The sequence below is a fragment of the Ruegeria sp. BG6 genome (assembly GCF_056538465.1).
Genome location: NZ_JBQFTB010000008.1, coordinates 93,885 through 110,375, shown reverse-complemented (window position 1 = coordinate 110,375; position 16,491 = coordinate 93,885). Strand labels below are relative to the sequence as shown.

General features: G+C 57.1%; 14 protein-coding genes. 9 read left to right on the top strand and 5 right to left on the bottom strand.

Going from position 1 to position 16,491, the window contains the following annotated elements; translation table 11 throughout:
* The first annotated feature begins 5 nt into the window (after positions 1–5).
* Entirely contained in the window at positions 6–446 is a 441-nt protein-coding gene (hpaR, locus tag ACR0JW_RS15075; RefSeq protein ID WP_170681289.1) for a homoprotocatechuate degradation operon regulator HpaR, read from the top strand.
* A gap of 33 nt (positions 447–479) precedes the next feature.
* Here the strand turns inward: hpaR and ACR0JW_RS15070 are convergent, their stop codons facing one another.
* Both ACR0JW_RS15070 and ACR0JW_RS15065 read right to left on the bottom strand, forming a co-directional pair.
* Positions 480–1,832, bottom strand: a complete 1,353-nt coding sequence (locus ACR0JW_RS15070; RefSeq protein ID WP_170825020.1) for an aminotransferase class III-fold pyridoxal phosphate-dependent enzyme — start codon at positions 1,830–1,832, stop codon at positions 480–482.
* 35 nt (positions 1,833–1,867) lie between these two features.
* Positions 1,868–2,647, bottom strand: a complete 780-nt coding sequence (locus ACR0JW_RS15065; protein ID WP_170681285.1) for an IclR family transcriptional regulator — start codon at positions 2,645–2,647, stop codon at positions 1,868–1,870.
* 105 nt (positions 2,648–2,752) lie between these two features.
* On the opposite strand from ACR0JW_RS15065, the gene ACR0JW_RS15060 reads away from it, so the two are divergent.
* The 8 genes from ACR0JW_RS15060 to ACR0JW_RS15025 all read left to right on the top strand — a co-directional run bounded on the left by ACR0JW_RS15060 (position 2,753) and on the right by ACR0JW_RS15025 (position 11,526).
* Positions 2,753–3,682, top strand: a complete 930-nt coding sequence (locus ACR0JW_RS15060; RefSeq protein ID WP_170681283.1) for a tripartite tricarboxylate transporter substrate binding protein — start codon at positions 2,753–2,755, stop codon at positions 3,680–3,682.
* A 56-nt stretch (positions 3,683–3,738) separates the two neighbouring features.
* On the top strand, positions 3,739–4,278 hold the full coding sequence (locus tag ACR0JW_RS15055; RefSeq protein WP_480714132.1) for a tripartite tricarboxylate transporter TctB family protein: 540 nt from the start codon (positions 3,739–3,741) through the stop codon (positions 4,276–4,278).
* Positions 4,279–4,285: 7 nt separating this feature from the next.
* A complete protein-coding gene (locus tag ACR0JW_RS15050; RefSeq protein WP_170611302.1) occupies positions 4,286–5,806 on the top strand; it encodes a tripartite tricarboxylate transporter permease in 1,521 nt (506 codons plus the stop codon).
* Positions 5,807–5,811: 5 nt separating this feature from the next.
* Positions 5,812–7,296, top strand: coding sequence for an aldehyde dehydrogenase (locus ACR0JW_RS15045; protein ID WP_170681281.1), 1,485 nt, complete (start codon positions 5,812–5,814; stop codon positions 7,294–7,296).
* A gap of 1 nt (position 7,297) precedes the next feature.
* Positions 7,298–8,590: an aspartate aminotransferase family protein gene (locus tag ACR0JW_RS15040; protein WP_480714131.1), complete on the top strand. Its 1,293-nt coding sequence runs from the start codon at positions 7,298–7,300 to the stop codon at positions 8,588–8,590.
* Positions 8,587–9,528 carry a phosphotransferase gene (locus ACR0JW_RS15035; protein ID WP_170681277.1) on the top strand — a complete coding sequence of 314 codons (942 nt, stop codon included), beginning with the start codon at positions 8,587–8,589 and terminating at the stop codon, positions 9,526–9,528. The genes ACR0JW_RS15040 and ACR0JW_RS15035 overlap by 4 nt, the downstream gene beginning before the upstream one ends.
* A 271-nt stretch (positions 9,529–9,799) precedes the next feature.
* On the top strand, positions 9,800–10,693 hold the full coding sequence (locus ACR0JW_RS15030; RefSeq protein WP_170681275.1) for a tryptophan 2,3-dioxygenase: 894 nt from the start codon (positions 9,800–9,802) through the stop codon (positions 10,691–10,693).
* Positions 10,690–11,526 carry an alpha/beta hydrolase gene (locus tag ACR0JW_RS15025; RefSeq protein ID WP_170681273.1) on the top strand — a complete coding sequence of 279 codons (837 nt, stop codon included), beginning with the start codon at positions 10,690–10,692 and terminating at the stop codon, positions 11,524–11,526. Before ACR0JW_RS15030 ends, ACR0JW_RS15025 begins: the two co-directional genes overlap by 4 nt.
* A gap of 56 nt (positions 11,527–11,582) precedes the next feature.
* Here the strand turns inward: ACR0JW_RS15025 and ACR0JW_RS15020 are convergent, their stop codons facing one another.
* From ACR0JW_RS15020 to ACR0JW_RS15010, 3 genes are all read right to left on the bottom strand, one after another.
* Complete coding sequence (locus ACR0JW_RS15020; protein ID WP_480714130.1) at positions 11,583–12,134, bottom strand: Hsp20/alpha crystallin family protein; 552 nt, start codon at positions 12,132–12,134, stop codon at positions 11,583–11,585.
* 509 nt (positions 12,135–12,643) lie between these two features.
* Positions 12,644–14,326 (bottom strand): D-lactate dehydrogenase, encoded by a 1,683-nt coding sequence (gene dld, locus ACR0JW_RS15015; RefSeq protein WP_170681269.1) that lies wholly within the window; start codon positions 14,324–14,326, stop codon positions 12,644–12,646.
* Between the two features lie 10 nt (positions 14,327–14,336).
* Positions 14,337–16,403, bottom strand: a complete 2,067-nt coding sequence (locus ACR0JW_RS15010) for a TRAP transporter large permease subunit (protein ID WP_170611323.1) — start codon at positions 16,401–16,403, stop codon at positions 14,337–14,339.
* Positions 16,404–16,491: the final 88 nt, after the last annotated feature.

Sequence of the window (16,491 nt, the reverse complement as noted above, 5' to 3'; positions counted from 1 at the left end):
ACGGCATGACCACACAAAGCCACACCAAAAGCACTTCCCGCGCGCTTCCGATTGCGCTGCTGCGTGCCCGCGAAACAGTCATGGCGCCCATTCGGGACATGTTGAACAACATTCAGCTTACAGAACAGAAGTGGCGCATTCTTCGCGTTCTGGACGAATTTGGTGAAATGGAACAAAGCGCCATCTCGAAAGAGGCCTGCCTTCTGCTACCCAGCCTCACCCGCATTCTGCGCGCAATGGAAGCAGACGGACAGATTACACGCCGCCAGGACAGTCAGGACAAGCGCCGGTCCATGGTGAAGATCACGGATACAGGCCGTGGAATCCTGACCGAAAACCTTCCGACATCCCTTGCAATTTATGATCGCATTGAAGAGCAGATGGGTCAGGACAAGCTAGACGAACTTTTGGACCTGCTTGAGGAGTTGCAGGCCGTCAAGGTCTGACCCCGGCCAAACCGGACGGGGCCAGCCACGCATCTACAGCGTCGACAGACCGGTATCCAGTGCCGACAGGATCTTGGCCACATCATCGGACGTAATGACCAGCGGTGGCGACAGAATGATGTTGTTGCCCGACACACGGACCATCACGCCATCTTCATATGCTGCCTTCTGCACCTGCAAGGGCAGATGCTTGGCAATCGGCGCCTTGGTTGCACGATCGGATACCAGTTCCAGCGCACACATCAGGCCCTCACCCCCGCGCACATCTCCGATTGCGTCGTGTTTTTCAGCCAGTTTTTTCAATCCGGTAAAAAGTTCTTCACCGCGGGCCGCGGCATTTTCCCAAACACGCAGACGATTGATTTCAGACAGAGCCGCCAGCGCAGCCGCTGCGCCGACCGGATGGCCGGAATAGGTATAGCCCTGATCGACAGACGCCCTGCCGGTGGTGTCGCCTTCAAAAACCTCGGCGACTGCGCCCGAAATCATTGCCGCACCGAATGGGAAATAGCCGTTGGTGATCGCCTTGGCTGTCGTCATGATGTCGGGCTGCACACCCCAATGCCGCGCGCCGCTTTCGCTGCCGGTACGACCAAAAGCAGTGATGATCTCGTCCGATATAAGAAGAATACTGTTTTTCGAACAGACCTCGCGCACCATCGGCATGAAGCTTTTGTGTGGTGGGATCACGCCGCCTGCGCCCAGAACCGGCTCCATGATGAATGCGGCGACGGTATTTGCCCCCTGGAATGCGATCTCGGCCTCCAGCGCCTTGACGCAAAGCTGCGCCAGACGCTCGGGGTCTGTTTCGTCGAACGGATTGCGATAGGTCCAAGGCGCAGGCACGTGGAAACAGCCTGGCATCATCGGCTCGTAAGCCGCGCGGAACTTCTGGTTGCCATTGACCGAAGCGGCCGCGAAATGGGTGCCGTGGTATCCTTGCTTGAGGCTGATGAACTTTGTCCGGCCGGCCTCGCCCCGCACTTTGTGATACTGTCGCGCAAGCTTCAGCGCGATTTCAACTGAATCCGATCCGCCCGAAGTGAAGAAAGCTCGGGTCAGACCATCAGGCTCGAAAAACTGCGCCAACTCATAGGACAGCTCAATCGCCTTGTCGTTGCTGGTGCCCCGGAAGGTCGAGTAATACGGCAGCGTATTCAACTGATCGGTAATGGCCTGCTTCACCGGATCACAGGAATAACCCAGATTGACGTTCCACAACCCGCCAACCGCGTCGATGGCCTTGTGGCCGTCTATATCGATGATGCTGACCCCTTCCCCTCCGGTCAGGATGGTGGGCGGATTGTTTTGACTGTCGGCAGGATGTGCCATTGGGTGCCAGAAATGGCGCGCGTTGTTTTCCTTCAGGAAATTGGAGTCTTTCATATCACGGGTCTCCGATGATCTTGTCCGCCCATCGGTCAGGGCTGGAACGCGGTTGGGAAGTTTCGCGGAAACTGACCACCGAAATTCGCAGTCAGTTCGAGCGAAAGGGAATGCAATGTCGTCAGGATCAAAGGCAGATGATCGCCGTTTGCACGAATTTCAGGCACCGCAATTGCGATTGTGCCTATTGCCACCTGATCAATTCCAAAGACAGGCGCGGCGTATCCATAAACGCCTGCTTCAAACCCGCCTGCGCTGTTTGACCAGCCCTTGCGCCTGATCTCAGAAACCCGTTCACGTATCAGGTCAGGGGACACTAGGGTTTCCGCTGTGTAGGACGTCAAGGCCTGGCCATCCAGATCCTCAAGCAGGTGAGCGGGGCCAAAACTCAGCAGGCACAGGCCGGAGGCCGTTGCATTGATCGGCAAAATTTCCGCCGGATCAAGGCTGACCCGCACGGTGTACCGCGTGGTTTCCAGCGCCAGAGCGGTCTGCAATTTGCCTTGTTGCAGCAGCGAAAGGTGCATGCTTTCGCCGATTACCTGCATGGCGGACTGCATCCTTGCGCGCGCGCCCTCAAGCCCCGGATTTGCGATTTCCCGCAGCGCGGCAAGACGCACCACAGCCGGTCCGATCGCATAGGACTTGGAGTGCGGGTTTTGTTCGATCAGGCCAAACTCTTCCAACGCGCGAAGGTGGCGGAGAGTCGTTGCCTTGTTCATGCCGGACAGCCTGGCAAGGTTGCTCAGACCGATCTCCGGCTGAGCACTTGAAAACAACTCGAGCAATTTCAAAGCATTAAGAGCGGTGCCCATGCGTTTTTCTCTCCTTCGCATGTAATACTTGACAGAAAGCATTTAACAAAGCAACATTATTGTTGTTACTTCGGTTCAAATAATGAACCAGCCAGGGAGGCGTCAATGAAAAAATTTCTAACCGCTGCCGTTTTTGCAGCCTCTGCAACAGCAGCACTTGCTGAATACCCGGAAAAGCCGGTGACCTTTGTGGTTCCGTGGCCTCCGGGCGATCTGGAAGACGTGTTGACCCGGATGATCGCGGATGAATTCCAGGCCATGTACGGTGTTCCCGCTGCGGTAGTGAACAAACCCGGCGGCGGCGGCGGCCCCTTCCCCGGCGCGGTTGAGGTCGCAACGGCTCCGGCGGATGGCTACACCATCGGTTCATTCGTTATTGGCGTTCCGGTCATCGGGCCCGAGATCGGAATCCCGGAGCTGAACCCGAATCCATTCGACCCTATCGGAATTTTCCTGACCTATCCGTTCGTGATCGCATCCAGCAAAGATGCGCCATTCTCGAATTGGGGCGAACTTGTTGCATATGGCAAGGAAAACGATGTGGCGCTTGGCCATTTCGGCTCGGTCCTGCCGCCCACGCAGGTTACGTTTGCGGCTGCGGTCAGCAGCGGCTTCGACTTTGCAAGCGAAGCGGCGTTCGACGCGCTGGACTGCAACACATTGGCGTCAGGTGACGTGGACGTCATCAATACCACGCTGCAACTCGTGCTGCCCTGCCTCGACAACGTGAACATCCTGGCCAGCATCGGTGGCGAACGTATTTCGCTTGTACCGGACACACCAACGGTTGTCGAAATGAACCCGGATCTGCCGCTTGCGTTGTGGAACGGATTGTTCGTGCACAAGGATACTCCGGCAGATGCCCGTGAAAAGATCACTGCCGCCGCGCAAAAGGCGTTGGAATCCGACAAGGCCAAAAAGCTGGCTGAAGAGACCGGTGCGTTGATCTACTGGCAGGATCCTGACGCGTCAAATGCGCAAATCGAACAGGACAAAGCGTCGTTCGCGAAAATCGAAGAGATTCTGGGCGAATAAGCACCTAACAGGGCGCGGGTGGAAAGCCCGCGCCTTGTTGCATGTCGGGGAGGGACATGATGATTGCAAAAACGCTTCAGGACATGTTCAGAAGGTATCGCCGACCTGGCGACATCATCTTTGCCGTCTTTTTCCTTGCCTTCTCGTTGTTCCTGCTCAGCCAGTTGGGCACCGAGACAAAGTTGGTAAAGCGCACCAAATGGTTTGCGCAGCCGTCGCTGTGGCCGACCATCGCCATATGGGGCATGGTGATTTTCAGCGCCCTGCATCTGATCGGCTCAGCCGTTTCCCCCCGTATTCCCGGGCGCTGGAGAGAGCTTACTTTCTGGCTCATGTCTCTTGAATATGTTGTCTATTTCCTGATCTACGTGGTGGCCGTGCCGTGGCTGGGGTACTTGCCCTCAACCATGCTGTTCGCCGCTTTTCTGGCCGTGCGCACCGGTTTTCGAACGCCGGGCGCAATCGGGATTTCACTGCTGTTCGGCGCCAGCGTCGCTATTCTTTTCAGAGCATTTCTTCAGGTGAATATCCCGGCAGGTCGGGTTTACGAGTTCCTTCCGGACTCCGTCCGCGTCTTTGCCCTGACCTATCTGTGAGGCCGCTATGGACAATCTGATTTCCGGCTTTGCAATTCTGGCCCAATGGCAGGTTTTGATCGCACTGCTCATCGGGTCTGTTGGCGGAGTCATCATCGGCGCACTGCCCGGCGTCGGGGCGGCTGTCGCCATCGCCATTCTGCTGCCTGCTACGTTCGCCTTCGAGCCTATTGTTGGTCTGACCCTGCTGCTGGGTATCTACGGCTCATCGATGTACGGCGGCGCAATCCCTGCAATTCTGATCAACACGCCGGGCACGGCAGTGAATGCGCTGACAACCTATGACGGTTATCCAATGACTAAGCGGGGCGAGGGCCATCGCGCGCTGTCGCTGGCTTATTCCGCGTCTTTCTTTGGCGGCATCTTCTCGATCCTCTGCCTGATCATCCTGTCCCCGGTTCTGGCATGGGTCGCCCCGCATTTCGGCAGCCGCGAGATCTTTCTGGCCGCGTTTCTGGGCATCCTTCTGGTGATCCTGGCCCATCGTGGCCAGACATTTTCGGCGGCAATGCTGGCCTTCTTCGGCATCTTCCTGAACACGGTCGGGCTGGAGCCCGTCAAATACACCAAGCGCTTTACGTTTGACCAAAGCTGGTTGTCCTCGGGGATCGACCTTATTGTCGTTGTGCTGGGTTTGTTTGCCATCAGCCAGGCCCTATTGCTTCTGGTCGACAAGGAACACGCGCCCGGTGAGGCGCATGTTCGAGGCAACATCTTCGCCGGCCTCAAAGAACTGTTGGGCATCAAGCGCATCGCGACGGTGTCGTCTTCGTTAGGTGTCCTGATGGGCATGATCCCCGGAACCGGCGAATTCACTTCGCAATTCCTGTCCTACACCTATGCGCAGAAAAGCTCGAAAACTCCGGAGGCTTTCGGCAATGGCTCTCCCGAAGGTCTGGTTGCATCTGAGGCTGCTAACAATGCGGTCCCAGGTGCCGCAATGATCCCCTTGCTGGCGTTGGGTATCCCGGGTGAGGCGCTGACGGCGATGATGCTGTCGGTCTTTTATGTCCACAACGTGGTCCCCGGGCCGCAACTGTTTGCCGAGCAGATGGATTTTGTTCTGGCACTGTACATGTCGCTGATCCTGCTGAACGTGATCGTTCTGGTCTTTCTCTTGTTCTCGACAAATCTGCTGCTGAAGATCATTCAGATCCCGACCCGGTTCCTGGGCATCATGATCCTGACTTTGTCTTTTGTCGGGGTGTTCAGTCTGCGCAATTCGGTCACCGACTGCGCCATCGCTGCAGGGTTCGGAGTGTTTGGTCTGATCCTAAAACGTCTGAACCTGCCGATCGTGCCGATCATTCTGGGCATGGTTCTGGGCGGCATCATGGAGGTCAAGCTGCGCAGCGCCATGGCGCGGGTCAAAACGCCGCTCGATTTCATTGACAGGCCAATCGCAGCGATCCTGTTCATAATGATCCTTGGCATCATTCTGCTGCATATCCGCACGCTGGTGAAGGAACACAAGGAACGGATCAAACCGCAGCCGATTGGCGACGAAGACTCGACACAGCAAGGATAACCCTCATGGACCAGACCTCGATTGATGAGCTGCGCGCGCAGGAAATCTCCCCTCGTGGTCATTTCATCAATGGTGCCTATCAGGCCGCAGAGAACGGGGCGCAGCAGGAAGTGTTGTCGCCCATCGACGGTCAGCCCCTGGCACGCATTGCCGAGGGAACGCTTTCGGACGTTGACACGGCGGTGCACGCCGCGCGCCTGGCGTTCGAAGATGGCCGCTGGTCCCGTATGTCGCCTGCTGGCCGCAAGAAAGTGCTGCTGAAGCTGGCCGATCTCATCGAAAGCCACGCACTCGAGATCGCCGTTCTGGGCGTGCGTGACAACGGAACCGAGATCAACATGGCCTATAAGGCCGAGGCGCTCTCGGCCGCTGGCACCTTTCGCTATTATGCCGAGGCGATAGACAAGGTCTACGGTCAGGTCGCCCCGACCGGACATGACGTACTGGGACTGATCCACCACGCTCCGGTGGGTGTCGTGGGTGCAATCGTGCCTTGGAACTTTCCGCTGATGATCGGAAGCTGGAAGATCGCACCTGCTCTGGCTTCGGGCAATTCCATTGTTCTGAAACCGGCAGAGAGCGCCTCTCTCAGCCTGCTGAAAATCGCCGAACTTGCGGCTGCGGCAGGCGTTCCGGACGGCGTGTTCAACGTTGTTACGGGGCGCGGATCAGTCGTGGGCGAGGCGCTGGCGCTGTCGATGGACGTGGACATCATGGTGTTCACAGGATCAGGCGCAACAGGCCGCCGTCTGCTGGAATATTCCGCACGGTCGAACTTGAAACGCTGCTATCTGGAACTTGGCGGAAAATCCGCCAACATCGTCTTCAACGATGCCCCCGATCTGGCCGAGGCCGCGAAGGTTTCGGCAGCGGGTATCTTCCGCAACTCGGGACAGGTCTGCGTTGCGGGGTCTCGCCTGCTGGTGCAGGAAGACATCTATGAAGACTTCGTGGCCGAAATCTCGCGCCACGCCGAGAGTTTCCGCGTGGGTGATCCGCTGGATCTGAACAGCCAGATCGGCGCCGTTCACAGCCTGCCCGAGCTGGAAGCCAATCTGGACTTCGTCACCAGGGCCGAAGCTGAAGGTGCCGAACGCCGCACCGGCGGTTACCGTATCCTGACCGAATCCGGCGGCTACTATATGGCGCCGACGGTGATGGCGGGTGTGAAAGAGACCGATAACCTGTTTCAGAACGAGGTATTCGGCCCGGTTCTTGCGGTGACACCCTTCAAGGACGAGGAAGAAGCGATCCGCCTGGCCAATGCCACTGTATACGGGCTGGCCGGAGGCGTCTGGACGTCAAACCTCAGCCGGGCGCACCGCATGGTGGCAGGCGTGCGGGCGGGTATCGTGCATGTGAATACTTATGGCGGTTCCGATCTGACGGTGCCGCTGGGCGGGGTACGTCAATCCGGCAACGGGCACGACAAATCACTGCACGCGCTTGAAAAATATGTGGACTTGAAAACAGCCTGGATAAAGCTCTGAAATGTTGTCTGAACAATCCGCAGAACTGATCGAACGCAGAACCAGGCTGCTGGGTCCCAACGTCTCGACCTTTTATGACGAGCCTGTTCATTTCGTGAAAGGCGAAGGCGTCTGGCTGTGGGACGCCGAAGGGCGCAGATACCTGGATTGCTACAACAACGTTCCACATGTGGGCCACTGCAACCCGCGCGTGGTCGAGGCGATCTGCCGACAGGCAAGCACGCTCAATACGCACACGCGATACCTGCATGACGGTATTCTTGATTATGTAGAAAGGCTCACCGGGACAATGGATGTCTCGCTGGACACGGCGATCCTGACCTGCACCGGTTCCGAGGCCAATGACATCGCCCTGCGCATGGCCGAGGGCATGACTGGCAGGCGCGGTATCATCGCAACCGATGCGACCTATCACGGCAACACCTCGCTGGTCAGTCAGTTGAGCAAATCGAACATCCCCGCCGTGGGTTTTGGGCTGGGCCAGTATTTCCGCTTTGTCGAAGCGCCCGACAGCTTTCGCACCCCGGACCCGGACGGCGCCAGGTTCGCGGATGCGGTGGCCGAACAAATCGCCGAACATGAGAAGTCCGGTCTTGGGTTTGCAGCCCTGATTGTCTGCCCCTACTTCCTGAACGAAGGCTTTCCGGATCATCCCGATGGCTGGCTGAAGCCCGCCGCCGATGTTGTCCGCAAGGCCGGAGGGCTACTGATTTGCGACGAGGTACAATCCGGTTTTGGCCGCACCGGCACCCATATGTGGGCGCATCAGAAAATGGGCGCGGTGCCGGATATCATGACACTTGGCAAGCCGATGGCCAATGGTCACCCGGTGGGTGGTGTCGTCACACGCACCGAAATACTGACCAAATTCCGCAAGGGCTATCGCTATTTCAATACGTTTGGCGGCAACCCAGTCTCGTGCGCAGCGGCTATGGCCGTGCTGGAAGAGATCGAAGACAAGCAATTGCTGGAAAATGCCAGAACGGTCGGGAAACACGCCCAATCGCGCATGGGGGCTTTGGCCCGGAAGTACGAGTTCATCGGCGACGTGCGCGGCTCGGGCCTGATCTTCGGAGCGGAAATGGTGCTGGATCGGGACAGCAAGGAACCCGCCAGCGCCTTCACGGACCGGGTGATCAACGAAATGCGGCAGCGTGGGATCATTCATTCCAAACTGGGGCGTCACAAGAACACTCTGAAAATCCGCCCTCCGATGCCTTTCTCGGTCGAGAATGCCGACTTGCTGTTTGACACACTGGACGACGTTCTGGCCGAAACACCGATTTGCTCATGATAGACGCGGCAGAAAAGGCACTGGCGCCTTGGGGGTTTCAAGACGCAGTTTGCACGTTGGCAGCGGCCCGCGAAAACCACGTTTATCAGGTACAGCTGGATGGACGCAGCTTTGCGCTGCGATTGCATCGTCCCGGCTATCGCACAGATGCCGAACTGTGGTCGGAACTGGAATGGATGGGTGTGTTGGCCGCAGAACATGTCGGGGTACCTGAACCCATTGCCAGCACCCGGGGCAACTTTCTCGAGGTCATTGAGAACATGCAAGTCGATGTTCTGACCTGGTTGCCGGGGCGGCCACTGGGGTCGACAACAACCGGGATCGACCACGAAGACCGCATCGGCCTTTTCCACTCCTTGGGCCGGGAAATGGCCCGCCTGCACTCCATCAGCGACGAGTGGGAGCGCCCTGCAGGGTTTTCGCGCTGGTCCTGGGACCGACCGGGATTGGTCGGTCAGGAACCCGTTTGGGGCCCGTTCTGGGAAAACCCGACGCTTGGCGATGAAGATCGAGCGCTGTTCATGCGCTTCCGTGAAACGGCAGAGCGGGATTTGAAACGCATTGAATCGGAACTGGACTATGGCCTGATCCATGCAGATCCGGTGCGCGAGAACGTAATGATTGCGAATGGCCAGGTCTCATTGATCGATTTTGACGATTCCGGTTTCGGTTTTCGCCTTTTTGACATCGCCACAAGTATGATCAAAAACCTCGCGGAACCCGATTATGATCAACTGCAAGCTGCGCTTTTGGCCGGATACCGATCACAGCGTCCGATTGACACGGACCATCTTGATCTGTTTCTGGCATTGAGATCGGCAACTTATGTAGGCTGGGTTTCGACCCGGTTGCACGAAGATGGCTCAGAAGATCGGAACAGCCGATTTGTGGAAAACACCAGAAAACTGGCGCGCCGATACCTCAGGTTAAACGGTTGACATGGAGCCTCAATTTCGAGGTCGTCCACGCTCGCCAGCCAACTCCCAACTTTGAAGTGGCACCGCAAAATTCAGGCCTTAAACACGGTCGGGTTCCTGTTTCATTTAGGCTTCGGATTGGACCGTCCCGTATAGGTCGTAACGACGCGGCTTAATCACGCCAATTAGGAAACGGACCCTGCATGTCGCGGTAGCCTCACAGCCCAAGTCGGCATAGAGAGGTTAAGAATAGAAAACGCATAGCGTTAACGCCGCTTTCAGGAGATCAAAAATGGCGAGTGAGGAAAAGGACCAGCGGCTTTTGAAGCGCGGCATCGAGGACACTCTGGTTACCGATTTCGCAACCAAGCACCGCAGCAGCTACGGAGACTTTCTGGAACTCAAGACCCTGCTGAGCATTCAGAAGACCTTTCAGGACCCTGCGGAACCGGATGAGCTGTTGTTTGTGATCATTCACCAAGTCAGCGAGCTTTGGCTGAAGCTGATGCATCACCAACTTGTGGAAGTCCGGCGTTTTCTGCGCCAGGACGCCTTTGGCCCCGCTCTCAAGAACATTGATCGGATCAAGGCAATCCAGCGTCAGCTGATTGCGGCCTGGGAAACGCTGCTGACCATGACCCCGGCAGACTACATGACGTTCCGCGATGCGCTGGGAAGTTCATCGGGATTCCAAAGCTATGGCTATCGCCAGATCGAGTTCATTCTGGGCAACAAGGACACCTCGACGCTCAAGGTTCATGAACACGACCCCGAGGTCATGGAGGAGCTGAACGCCGCGTTGAGCAAGCCGTCTTTGTACGACGAGGTCATCATGATGCTGGCGCGTCAGGGCTTCGATGTTCCGCAGGACCTTGTCGAACGGGATTTTTCCCAGCCATATGCGGGTGATCCGCGCATCGTGAACATCTGGGTCGAAGTTTACAGGAACAAAGACAAGTATTGGGACTTATATGCCCTGGCTGAAAAGCTGATGGATGTCGAAACACTGTTCCAAAGATGGCGCTTTGACCACGCAACAGCCGTTGAGCGGGTTATCGGAATGCAACCGGGCACAGGCGGGTCCAGCGGTGTCGCCTTCCTGAAAAAGGCGCTGGAGCTCAAGTTCTTCCACGACTTGTACGACATGCGTTCCGAGCTTTTCTATGCGGGCGGAGAAAAGAAGTGACCTATCGCGGGTTTTCCCCGGACGAGCTGGAAAGACAATACTCACCAAGTGTCATGGTAGGCGGAGATATCTCTCATTATCTGGCGGCCTACGCGGATATGAGTGCAGCCGCACGTGTCGAGTTGGAAGTGCTGGAAAACCTGAAATACGGGAACCTCAAGTCCAATATTTTGGATTTCTTTCCCGCAAGCGAAGCCAACGCGCCGCTGCACGTTTTCGTCCACGGCGGGTATTGGCAGGCGCTCAGCCAGCGTGAGTCAGCTTTGGTCGCGAAGCCGCTGGTTCGCGCGGGTCAGGCCTTTGCAACATTGAATTATACACTGGCCCCCAAAGCGCGTCTGGACGAGATGATCACGGAATGCGGCCGGGCGCTGTTGTGGCTTGCAGAACGGGCCGAGAAACTGGGGTTTGACCCCGGCCGGATCACTTTGTCCGGCCACAGTGCCGGGGCGCATCTGGCGGCAATGGCACTGTACCGATTTGGCGAAGACCTGAAGCAGACGGATTTGGTGATCCGAGACCTGGTTCTGATCAGCGGCATCTATGATCTGGAGCCGATCGCGCAGACATCGGTCAACAAACCCCTGCAGTTGACCGACAAAGATATCGCCAGCCTGTCACCGATCCATCACCTGCCACCAGCGGATGTTCGCACCCGCGTCACAGTCGCCGAACGTGATACACGCGAATTTATCCGGCAAAGCCGGGATTTTGCTGCGCTACTACGCAAGGCCGGTCGGGATGTATCATTTGACGTGCAAAAGGGGATGCACCATTTCGATATTATTATGCATCCAGACAGCTTCTTCCCGGCACCCAGAGCTCAGGTATAGCAGCAGCGTACGCGCTTTCCGGGGTGGCCACTCCGCCCCGGTGGAGTATGGCTGGCTCAACCTTTCACAGTGTCGACCGCATCTGCGACATCACTGGCGGGCTTCTTGATCGGCAGGTGCAAATTCCCGTCAGTATACCCGGCCGATATGTTTGAAGGGTCCATCGCGCGAACCAGATTGACTCCGCGCACATAGCGGCCAATCCGGCGTTCGTGCAGAATCCAGTGCCCATCATCCCGCTGCAGCCCCTTTGCTTCGGCGCAGATCGACAAGGTATCGTTACTGTATTTCACTTCGATGTCACCCTTACGCACACCGGGCCAGTCCATCAGCAGGATAAAGACAACTGAAATCTCATAGACACCCACTGCTGGTAACCGCGGATTGCGTGGCGGCCTTTTAGGCATGCTCTCGCCAAACATCCGTTCCAGCACGTTTTCGTGGCAGATTTCCGACAATATGACGGTGCCGAAAGGCGAAGCAATAAGTTGTGACACGGTTGCCTCTCCCGGCGTTGGTTTGGTTGGCGAGATGGGAATACGCACGTCGTTGCGGTCTTCCAGTCCGTCGGTCGGATTGTCTTCTTTCCGCCACCTTACCCGCGCCATGGTCATCAAGACCAGCACCACCGTTAGTGGCAGTGAAAGCACCTGTGCGCGTGCTGCACCGCCCCGAAATTGACAAGCGTAAGATCATATTGTGCGTCTGACAGATCGGGTATCAGTCCGAGGACAGCCACCGCGACGAGGAGGACTGAACTCAAGAGCAATTTTTTCGCCACTTCAGTTTCAGTTCTGAAATTTCATGTCTCAACAAGTGAATAGTGATGGGTTTGTGCAACTTGCCTAAACGTCAGAACGGCGTCTATTGCCTCTGTTGCGCCAGCAATTCCCGGGATGCTCACTGTTTCCGTGCCTTGTGAACCGGCAATTCACGTCAGTTCCTCCGGCGGATCAAAGACCACATTGGGACCTAAGCCTGACTGAAAACCGAAACCTAAGATTGAAGTCGAGTTGTCCAGAAACGCTCAGGGTCTGGTTTGGCAGGCGTTACAGCACAGAAAGGCTGATACCCGAAACATTTAAGGGCATCTGTGTGCAGAACATTGGAAACTGGATCAGGAATAATGCTTGTTCCTGGACATCCTGCCGATCCCCGGATTCATGCTGTTCGTGGGATCGACAGATCTGTAAAAATCAGCCAGATTGGGTTTGGCGGGGTACAGATGGCCAACATTGTGCTCGGCCGGGTATTCGGCGCCGCGGCGGTCGAGGATCTTAAGCATCTCGGCTTTGATCGCTATGGGATCAGCACCTTTCTTAACAATATAGTCCTGGTGCAGAACGTGGCACATGAAGTGACCATAATAAAGCTTGCCCACAAGTTGCTTGGCCAGTTCCGAAGGCAATTCTTCGAACCAGTCGGTGTCATTGCGGCGTAGCGCTATGTCAAGCGCAATGATGTCTTCAACTTCATGCGCATGTACCTTCATGTAACGAATAGCGGCACCAGCCGCTGCAAAACGGTGCAATCCCGCGATTTTCGCTTCACGCGGATCACACTCGAAGTAGTCCAGCTTTTTCTTTCCCGCCATATCGCTGAGCAAGGCACGGGCCTCGTCGATACCGCCGTCGCGCATTTTCAGGATCAAGTGGTGCGGGTATCGCTTGCGAAACCCGCGCATCCGCTGCGGAAGGATATCCGGCCAGAATCGCATTGCGAACTGCATGAAGCGGTCGGTGAAGTTTGTCAGACCGGGAATACCTTCAAGCCGCGCATCTACCGCGCCCTTGATGGCAAAGAAAGTCGGCAGCCGGTCCGTTCCCAGCTTGTCGATCATAGCCATGGTATCCTTGCCGTATCGGTCCGAGATATCGAAAACCTCCTGGTGCATGTATTCAGCGCTGACCGGCAAGGTCTTGAAGTCTGACAGGATATGGCGTCGCAGTTCGGTCAGAACATCGGTGTCCACTGCGCCAATATAGAATGTGCGCGCATTTTTGTTCTTCGGGTAGGTGTCCAGCCGGACTGCAAAAACAGCCAGTTTCCCGGCGCAACCGGACGCTTCGTAGAGCCGCGACTTATCGGCATTGAAGCGCGCCGGTGTATCCGCGTCGACATTCCGCACACGCCTGGCATAGTCCGTATCCGAGGCTTTTCGGTTGTCGGTTTCAGTATCGCCCGGCCCGAAGTCGCCCTGTTGCAAGCGAGTCAGAATCTCTTCGACCGTGTCGCCCAGGTGGATGCCCAGATGATTGACCAGCTCCAGCGTTCCATCCTGCGCAATACGCGCGAATAGCGACAGTTCGGTATAGGATGGGCCACGTTCGACCAGCGACCCACCCGAGTTGTTGCACACGCCCCCGACAACCGACGCCCCGATACAGGACGAACCGATCACCGAATGCGGTTGCCGTCCGATCGGGTCCAGCAACTTTTCCAGTGCGAAAAGGGTCGAGCCGGGTAAACTGATAACCTGTTTGCCTTCGTTTATCAGATGCAGGCCGTCCATCCGGCGGGTGTTGATCAGCACAACATCGCGATCATAGCGCCCCTTTGGAGTGGAGCCTTCGGTCAGCCCGGTGTTGGCCGCCTGCATGATGACGATCTTGTCCGCCTCAACACAGGCCTCAAGCACCTTCCATTGTTCCAGCAACGTGGCAGGCCGCACCACCGCCAGCGCGTCCCCTTCCCCCGATCTGAATCCCCGGCGAAAACGGCGGGTGCTGCGGGCGGTTGTCAGCACATGACGCCGCCCGCAAATGGCCTGAAAGCGCTTGATCAGATCGGTATCGGTCATCCGGAACTCCTCAGTAAGCCACCGAAGGCAGCCACGTGGCCAGTTGCGGCCAGAGGAACACGAAGAACAGGCCGGTCAACTGCAGGATCACAAAAGGAACGATGCCTTTGTAAATGTCGGTCAACTTGATTTCAGGCGGGCACACGCCTTTCAGGTAGAACAGTGCAAACCCCACGGGCGGCGTCAGGAACGAGGTTTGCAGCGTGACCGCGACAAGGATCACAAACCATACCAGCGCCGGTTCGTCGATGACGCCAAAGCCTTCGATATCCAGACCCAGCCCGTTCACAATGGGGCGCATCAGGGGCAGAACGATCAGGGTGATCTCGATCCAATCCAGAACAAAGCCCAGAAGAAAAACGATGAACAGGATCATGAAGACAGTGCCGTTGGGACCAAGACCCGTGCCGTGGATCATGTCTTCGATCAGTGCATCGCCACCCAGTTCCCGCAGGACATAGGAAAACACCGTCGCACCCAGGAAGATCGCAAAGATATAAGCGGTGGTGTTGAACGTAGCTTTCAGAACATTGATCAGTTTTGCCAGCGTCAGTTTGCGATATCCCAGCGCCAGCAGCGTCGCACCCAATGCGCCCACGCCCGAGGCTTCGGTCGGTGTCGTCAGGCCCGCAAAGATCGAACCCAGCACGGCAAGGATCAGGGCAAGGGTCGGCAGTACAGCAATCAGCACATCCTTGACCGCCGCCCAATCCGGGCGGGTCGCCCCTTCGGGCACCGGAGCGACTTCGCGTTTGATCAGGGCGATCACAAAGATGTAAGTCAGATACAACACTCCGATGATCACGCCGGGGAACACCGCGGCCATGAACAGGTCGCCAACTGACAGGGCCATCTGGTCCGCCATGATCACCAGCATGATCGAGGGCGGGATCAGGATACCCAGCGTGCCTGATGCGCTAACCACACCGGCGGCCAGCGAGGGGCTGTATTTCTGCTCCATCATCGACGGCAGAGACAACACACCCAGCAAAACAACCGAGGCGCCGATGATGCCTGTTGAAGCAGCAAGAATGATACCAATCATTGTCACCGTGATCGCCAGCCCGCCGCGCACCGTGCCGAACAGGCGCTGCATCGAAGACATCAGCCGCTCGGCCACGCCGGATTCGTCCAGCATCAGGCCCATGAAAATGAACATCGGCAAGGCCACCAGAACCGCGTTCGACATCGTGGCGTAGACACGGTTTACCACGGCGCCCAGCGTCAGATAATCCAGTCCGGTCAGAGTTTCCTCCAGACCTGTCCAATTCATCATTCCGTTGTCGAACAGATAGGCCAGTCCGCAATACGCGACCCCGACGCCAGCCAGCGTCCACGCCACCGGGAAACCGGTGAACAACAGCGCGATGAAGGTCAGGAACATGGCGATGACCAGCTTTTCCTCGGTCGTCTCAACCAGGAAGGTCAACGCGGTCGCCACGACGGCGAAGCCCAAGAGCGCCCAGATGATCAGGCGCAGGCCCTTGCCCTGACGCTCTTCATCCAAATTCATGAACAGAGCGTGGATGTCGTGGATAAGCCGCGCGCCTGCTGCCAGAGCCAGCAGAATGAAACTGGCCGGGATCACGCCCTTCAAGGCCCAACGCGCAGGCAGACCAGTCGGGCTGTCCGACGACTCGTTTACACGCCAGCTTTCATAGAAATAGTCATAGCCCTGATCGATCATCAGCCAGATGAACGGCACCAGCAGCGTGAAGATCCCGATGATCTCGATAATCCGGCGGGCACGCTGGCTGAGTTGCATGTGCAGCAGGTCCACGCGCACATGGCTGTCCGTGACCAGCGCATAAGAGATGCCGATCATCGTGACCAGACCGTAAAAATGCCACTGGATTTCATCCAGCTTCGGGTAGTTCTGGTTCAGCAGATAGCGCAGGGCTACCTGCGAAACGATGGCGGCAACAAGCAACAGGTTGGCCCACATGACCACGTGACCCACGGTCTTGACCACATCGTCAACGGCGACTGCCAGTTTCTGACGGTCAGGCTCATCGTGTTCAAGAATGTCCTCGTAGATTTCGATCGGGTCGTGATGTGTCCGCTTGGTCTCAGCCATGGTCTCCTCCTAAAGATGCAGGCTTCGGGGCGGGAATACGCCCGTGTCAGTTTGGAAATGACGAAAGTCGGGAAAGGTGGGGGCGGCG

Excerpts from the sequence above, each read along its gene's own strand:
- hpaR (WP_170681289.1), top strand. The coding sequence starts at position 6 with ATGACCACACAAAGCCACACCAAAAGCACTTCCCGCGCGCTTCCGATT.
- ACR0JW_RS15070 (WP_170825020.1), bottom strand. The coding sequence starts at position 1,832 with ATGAAAGACTCCAATTTCCTGAAGGAAAACAACGCGCGCCATTTCTGG.
- ACR0JW_RS15065 (WP_170681285.1), bottom strand. The coding sequence starts at position 2,647 with ATGGGCACCGCTCTTAATGCTTTGAAATTGCTCGAGTTGTTTTCAAGT.
- ACR0JW_RS15060 (WP_170681283.1), top strand. The coding sequence starts at position 2,753 with ATGAAAAAATTTCTAACCGCTGCCGTTTTTGCAGCCTCTGCAACAGCA.
- ACR0JW_RS15055 (WP_480714132.1), top strand. The coding sequence starts at position 3,739 with ATGATGATTGCAAAAACGCTTCAGGACATGTTCAGAAGGTATCGCCGA.
- ACR0JW_RS15050 (WP_170611302.1), top strand. The coding sequence starts at position 4,286 with ATGGACAATCTGATTTCCGGCTTTGCAATTCTGGCCCAATGGCAGGTT.
- ACR0JW_RS15045 (WP_170681281.1), top strand. The coding sequence starts at position 5,812 with ATGGACCAGACCTCGATTGATGAGCTGCGCGCGCAGGAAATCTCCCCT.
- ACR0JW_RS15040 (WP_480714131.1), top strand. The coding sequence starts at position 7,298 with ATGTTGTCTGAACAATCCGCAGAACTGATCGAACGCAGAACCAGGCTG.
- ACR0JW_RS15035 (WP_170681277.1), top strand. The coding sequence starts at position 8,587 with ATGATAGACGCGGCAGAAAAGGCACTGGCGCCTTGGGGGTTTCAAGAC.
- ACR0JW_RS15030 (WP_170681275.1), top strand. The coding sequence starts at position 9,800 with ATGGCGAGTGAGGAAAAGGACCAGCGGCTTTTGAAGCGCGGCATCGAG.
- ACR0JW_RS15020 (WP_480714130.1), bottom strand. The coding sequence starts at position 12,134 with ATGGCGCGGGTAAGGTGGCGGAAAGAAGACAATCCGACCGACGGACTG.
- dld (WP_170681269.1), bottom strand. The coding sequence starts at position 14,326 with ATGACCGATACCGATCTGATCAAGCGCTTTCAGGCCATTTGCGGGCGG.
- ACR0JW_RS15010 (WP_170611323.1), bottom strand. The coding sequence starts at position 16,403 with ATGGCTGAGACCAAGCGGACACATCACGACCCGATCGAAATCTACGAG.